This window comes from Vibrio sp. 1402 (assembly GCF_033340275.1).
Genome location: NZ_JAWOWE010000583.1, coordinates 1 through 549, shown reverse-complemented (window position 1 = coordinate 549; position 549 = coordinate 1). Strand labels below are relative to the sequence as shown.

Genomic DNA, 549 nt, shown 5'->3' with positions numbered 1-549 from the left:
GGCGGTCGTATTGATTTGGCCTTGGAAGATATGACCAAGCATTATCAAGAGATGCCAAGCGATCCATTTCGCGCATTGTGGTTACACATCATTGAAGCGGATCAAAACCCTGAGCAAGCAAAAGCAAGCCTTCAGCAGCGTTACCAACAAGATCGCAGTGAAGAATGGGGTTGGGTGTTAGTCGCTCTTATGCTACGCGATGTTTCTGATGAAGCGGCTCTTGCTGCGATTATGGATGGAACGCGAGAAAACTATCGCCTTGCTCAGCGATTGACGGAAACCTATTTTTATCTCGGTAAACGTCATCAATTGGAAGGTGACATCGCCAGCGCGATTTCGTTGTATAAGCTTGCCATTTCGTTGAATGTGTACGAGTACGTTGAGCATCGTTACTCTTTCTTGGAGTTAGCACAAATTTATGACCAACTTCAGCAAGATAGGTTGGCCAAGCTAAAAGCCGCCGAGCAACAAGAACAACAATAATAATAAAGCCGCTTCCATAAGCCGCTTCCATAAGCGGCTTTTTTACGCTTGATGATTGAGATAACT

1 pseudogene is annotated in these 549 nt (G+C 45.2%); it reads left to right on the top strand.

The window, feature by feature from the left end:
- Positions 1-483 (top strand): annotated as a pseudogene (locus R7044_RS27375) (lipoprotein NlpI); the annotation flags it as partial.
- Between the last annotated feature and the right edge of the window lie 66 nt (positions 484-549).